Source organism: Mycobacteriales bacterium, from assembly GCA_035504215.1.
Lineage (GTDB): Bacteria > Actinomycetota > Actinomycetes > JAFAQI01 > JAFAQI01 > DATAUK01.
Genome location: DATJSI010000114.1, coordinates 1 through 5,168 on the forward strand (window position 1 = coordinate 1; position 5,168 = coordinate 5,168).

Genomic DNA, 5,168 nt, shown 5'->3' on the forward strand with positions numbered 1-5,168 from the left:
GGACTGCCTGCAGCGTGGCGGGTTGTGGTCCGAGGTGAAGGACCGGCTCGACTCACCTGGCGGGGCGCTGTCCGGTGGTCAGCAGCAGCGACTGTGCATCGCGAGGTCGCTCGCGGTCAACCCCGACGTCCTGCTGATGGACGAGCCGTGCTCGGCGCTTGACCCGACGTCGACCCGGAGGATCGAGGAGACAATCGCGATCCTCCGCGACCAGGTCACCATCGTCATCGTGACCCACAACATGCAGCAGGCCGCGCGCGTTTCCCAGCAGTGCGCGTTCTTCCTGGCCGAGCAAGGCACCCCGGGTCATATCGTCGAGTCCGGCTCGACCGAGGACATCTTCGAACACCCGAAGGACTCGCGGACCGCGGACTACGTGCACGGCCGCTTCGGCTGATCCTCGATCTCGCATCGCGCCGCTACGCGGGCGCTGAGTCGGCGCTGCTCGGCCGGCACTCGCCGGTCTTGATCGCCTGACCACCTTCTAGTCGCACGGTGCGAACAACACAGTGGGCGCCACCTCGATCGAGGTGACGCCCACTGTCAGTGCTGGCTCAGCGCTTGCGCGCTAGCTCACCTTTACCGCCGCAGTCTTGGCGCCGCCATTGGCGTAGCCCTTCTGGGCCGCGATCACCTTGCAGGTGAGCTTCTTGCCCTTGTCCGAGCTCGGGATCTTGAGGCTGGACTTGGTCGCGTGCTTGATCTTCTTGCCGTTCGCGTACCACTGGTAGCTGTACGACGAGGCGCTCGGCGACCACTTGCCCTTCGAGACCTTCTCGGTCTTGCCGGCCTTGTGCGGGCCGGAGAGCTTCGGCTTGGTGGTGGCCTTCAGGGCGGCACCCAGGGCGACCTTCTTCGCGGTACTGGTGCCAGGCGTCGATCCGCCGCTGTTCGTGCCCGTTGCCCGGCAGGCTAGTGACTTCTTGTACTCGGCGGCCGCGACCGTGTACGTGCTCTTGGTCGCGCCGGAGATGGCCTTGGAGTCGGCCAGCCATCGGTAGCTCACCGACGTCGCTCCGGTGAAGGTGGCGTGGCAGGTCACCTTCTCGCCCACGCGGACGGTGCCGGAGACGGTCACCTTGCCGTCGAGGGTCGGTGCGGCGCCCGGGTAGACGACCGACCAGGTGCCGGCGCCGGAGTTGACCTCGATGTCCACGCGGTCGTACGCCGCGGGGTTGAACTCCTGGCCGGGTCCCTGGGTGAACAGGCGGATCTCATAGAGGTCCGCGTACCCGGAGTCGGTGAGGTTGTTCGGGTACTCGCCGATGTAGTCGCTCATCGAGAAGTCCTGCGCGGTGCCGACCACGAACGGGTGACCGCTGGCGGTGACCGCAGCCGGGACCCCGTCGGGGACGGGGTTGTACTGGCTTGCGCTGAGCACGTCACCGCTCCACGTCTGCGGGTTCGCGCCGCCTTCCTGCGGGGTGAACGCGTACAGGTCGGCGTGGTTGTCGCCGGAACGGCCGGCGTGGCCGGCGACGGCGTACGCCGCGAACGGCGCCGTGTCGAGGCTGCCGCCGGTGATCACGTTCCCGCTGGAGTTGTAGAAGGTGATCGAACCGATCGCGTTGGGGTCGGGCTCCCAGCCCGGCGTGACCGTGTCGGCCGACGCACCCGCCATCGTGGTGAGCAGCGTGCCGGCCGTTATTGCAAGTGCGCCGACTCCGGCGACCAGTCGCCGTCGCGTGAGCATCATGTGTTTTGTCCTCCGTGTGAGCGCGCTCTTGGCGAGCACACCCTAAGACCGGGCTCGCGCCCCGTGATCGGGCGTGAGCCACCCGTCGGCGGGTGTTCATTGGTCGACCGCTCGGCGTTCACCCGCCGGTCGACCTCCCGATCCGGGCACCTGGGTGCGTTCGTACTGATCGGTCATTCGGATGGTGTTGCCAGCCGGCGCAGACGCGGAGGGCAGACACCTTTTATTCGTCTTTGCGACACCTGCCGTTTGGTTTCAGTCAGTTCCACGGTTGCCGAGTACCCGCAGTTTGGGCAGTGCGCGGTTCGTCATGCTCACGGCACTCGGAGGGGAACTGGTCTGATGACCGCTGACACCCTTCAGCTCACCCCGGGACCCGACTCGGACCACGACGGACCGCGAGAGATCAGCGGTGGGCACACCGGTGCCGACCGTGCATTCAACGGGGTGGCGCGAGGCCTCGGAATCTTCGTTCTGGTGCTCACGGGAGCGATCGGTCTGTTCCTCGGACTTCAGATGATTCCGGTCCTCCGGCACTACGGCATCCACTTCATCACCGGGCAGGCGTGGGATCCCGACCTGAATGTCATCGGCATTCTGGCCGCCATCTTCGGCACGGTAGAGATCGCGACGATCGCGCTGCTGGTGTCCTTCCCGCTCGCCATCGGCACCGCGCTGTTCATTACCGAGCTTGCACCGCGGCGGCTACGGTCACTCCTGGTGTCGCTGGTCGACCTGATGGCTGCAGTGCCGAGCATCGTCTACGGCCTCTGGGGTCTGTTCCTGCTCGAGCCTCATGTCATTCATCTGTCGAGGTGGCTGGCTGAGTACTTCGGCTGGTTCCCGCTGTTCCACGTCAGCACTGACGCGCACTCGGCGACCTGGCAGGAGTCGAAGTTCACCTCGTCAGCGTTTATCGCCGGCATCGTCGTCGCGATGATGGTGACGCCGCTCGCGTGTGCCGTGATGCGAGGCGTCTTCGCGCAGGCACCGCTGGGTGAGCGCGAGGCGGCGCTTGCGCTCGGCTCGACCAAGTGGGGCGTGATCCGCACGGTCGTGCTTCCGTTCGGACGGGGCGGGATCATCGGTGGCACGATGCTCGGCCTCGGCCGGGCACTCGGCGAGACCATCGCCGTGCTGTTCATCATCTCCTTTGTCTACAAGATCAACTGGCATGCGCTTCAGAACGGTGCAAACACGATCTCTGCGTTGATCGCCAACAACTTCAGTGCTGCTACCTCCCTGCAGCTGAAAGCCTTGGAAGCGGCGGGTTTCGTGCTGTTCCTCATGACCCTGGTCGTCAACACGATTGCCGGGATCATCGTCAGCCGCAGCCGCAGCGGTGCGGCAACGGAGATCTGACATGGCATCGATCGCGCCTGCGGCGCAGCCGGTCGGCTCCGGCGCCGTGCCACCGGCTTCCGACGCGGACCGGCCACGGGCATTGACCACGACAACCGTCGACGACGTGATGTCGGTCGTCGGCTCGGCCGTCGGTGCGCTCGGCGTCGTGTGGATCATCTTCTACCGACTGCTCCCACTGTCCGGCGCGCTTGGGTTCGTGATCTGCTGGTACACGGTGTTCCTCGCGCTCTACACGGGCGTGACTGCGATGTCGCACCCGAGAACGGCGGTGGTCGATCGGCTCGCACGAGCCCTGATCACGGGAGCCGCAGGAATCGTCGGGCTGGCGCTGGTCTTCACCATCGTGTTCACGTTCGTCCGGGGCCGCCACGCGCTCCTGCACCTGAACTTCTATACGAAGGATGCGAGTGGGGTCTCCCCGACGGCGCCGCTGAACCAGGGCGGAATCCTGCATGCGATCGTCGGAACCTTCATCGAGCTCGCCATCGCCACCGCGATCTCACTCCCACTCGGCATCGGTGCGGCGATCTACATGAGCGAAGTCGGCGGCCGGCTCGCCCGGGTCGTTCGCACCGTGGTCGAGGCGATGACCGCCCTTCCCGACCTGGTGGCGGGGCTGTTCATCTACACCACGGTTATCGTCGCGCTGAGATTCGAAAAGGGCGGCTTGACGGCGGCGCTCGCGCTCGCGATCACCATGCTCCCGATCATCGCGCGTACGGCGGAGGTCCAGCTTCGGATCGTGCCGGGCGGGTTGCGCGAGGCAAGTCTGGCGCTCGGGTCGCCGAAGTGGCGGATGGTGCTGCAGATCGTGATCCCCACCGCGGCGACCGGGTTGGCGACGGCACTGATCCTGGCGTTCGCGCGCGCCGTGGGCGAAACCGCACCCGTACTCATCGCCTCAGGCGCAACGCCATTCCTCCGGTTCAACCCGACCGGCGACCCGATGAACTCGCTGCCCCTGTACATCTTCACCTCGGTGCGAACCGGCGAGCCGCTCGAAATCGAGCGCGCGTTCGGCGCCGCGTGCGTGCTGTTGACGATCGTCCTACTCCTGTTTGTTGCGTTGCGACTGCTCGCGCGACAGAAAGGCACAGCCCGGTGAACCCTCGCCGACTTCGCCCCGCTCGCTATGCCGCCCTTGCGGCAGCGGCGCTGATGTCCGTGTCATGGACGCTGCCCACCCCGGCCTACGCCTCCGGCACCGCGCAGATCAACGGCTCCGGTTCGACCTGGGCCTACAACGCGGTCAACGCCTGGATCGGAGAGGTGTCGGCGCAGGGCCTGAGGGTTACGTTCAACCCGAACGGCTCGGCCGCGGGCCGCCAGGACTTTGCCAACCGTGCCGTCGACTACGCGGTGTCCGACATCGGCTTCCAGGGCAAGGATCCGCTGACCGGTACCAACGACACCTCGTCCGGCCGCGCGTTCGCCTACGTTCCGTTGGTCGCGGGGGGGACGTCGTTCCCCTACCACCTCACGGTGGCCGGGCAACTGGTGCGCAACCTCCGACTCTCCGGCGCGACGCTTGCCGGCATCTTCACGGGGTCGATCACCAATTGGGACGCCCCGCAGATCACGAAGGACAACAACGGGCGGAAGTTCCCGTCGATCCCGATTGTGCCGCTGGTCCACTCGGAGGGGTCCGGGACGAGCTATCAGTTCTCGGCCTACCTTGCCCAGGAGTTCCCGAGCGCTTGGACTCGCTTCGCGGGCAAGGACAAGCCGACCGAGTACTGGCCCAGCGACAAGGCCAACGAGGTCGCGCTGAACGGCTCGGACACGTTGATGAACTATCTGGCCTCCACCTCCGGCCAGGGCGCGATCGGCTTCGACGAGTACTCCTACGCGATCGCCAAGAACATCCCGGTCGCCAAGGTCGAGAACAAAGCCGGCTACTTCACCCTCCCGACGCAGTACAACGTGGCAGTCGCCCTGACGCAGGCGATCATCAACTACAACCGGAGCTCGCAGAACTACCTGCTCGAGAACCTCAAGAACGTCTACGGGTACTCGGACAAACGCACCTACCCCTTGTCCTCGTACTCGTACGGAATCATCCCGACGGCGAGCAACGACGGGACGATGAGCACGCCGAAGCGGCAGA

Annotated in this window: 5 protein-coding genes; 4 read left to right on the forward strand and 1 reads right to left on the reverse strand. The window is 66.0% G+C overall.

Features of this window, described 5'->3' with window-relative positions; all coding sequences use genetic code 11:
• Window positions 1–397, forward strand: a 397-nt coding sequence (locus VME70_13925; GenBank protein ID HTW21297.1) for an ATP-binding cassette domain-containing protein, incomplete at its 5' end; no start/stop codon positions are given.
• A gap of 171 nt (window positions 398–568) precedes the next feature.
• On the opposite strand, the gene VME70_13930 is transcribed toward VME70_13925, so the two are convergent.
• A complete protein-coding gene (locus tag VME70_13930) occupies window positions 569–1,696 on the reverse strand; it encodes a hypothetical protein (GenBank protein ID HTW21298.1) in 1,128 nt (375 codons plus the stop codon).
• A gap of 342 nt (window positions 1,697–2,038) precedes the next feature.
• Here VME70_13930 and pstC point away from each other — a divergent pair, with 342 nt between their 5' ends.
• From pstC to VME70_13945, 3 genes are all read left to right on the forward strand, one after another.
• The gene (pstC, locus tag VME70_13935) at window positions 2,039–3,058 is read left to right on the forward strand and encodes a phosphate ABC transporter permease subunit PstC (protein ID HTW21299.1); all 1,020 of its coding nucleotides are present in this window, start codon (window positions 2,039–2,041) and stop codon (window positions 3,056–3,058) included.
• A 1-nt stretch (window position 3,059) separates the two neighbouring features.
• Entirely contained in the window at window positions 3,060–4,166 is a 1,107-nt protein-coding gene (gene pstA / locus VME70_13940) for a phosphate ABC transporter permease PstA (GenBank protein HTW21300.1), read from the forward strand.
• The coding region (locus VME70_13945) for a substrate-binding domain-containing protein (protein HTW21301.1) at window positions 4,163–5,168 on the forward strand (1,006 nt) is incomplete at its 3' end. The genes pstA and VME70_13945, both read left to right, overlap by 4 nt.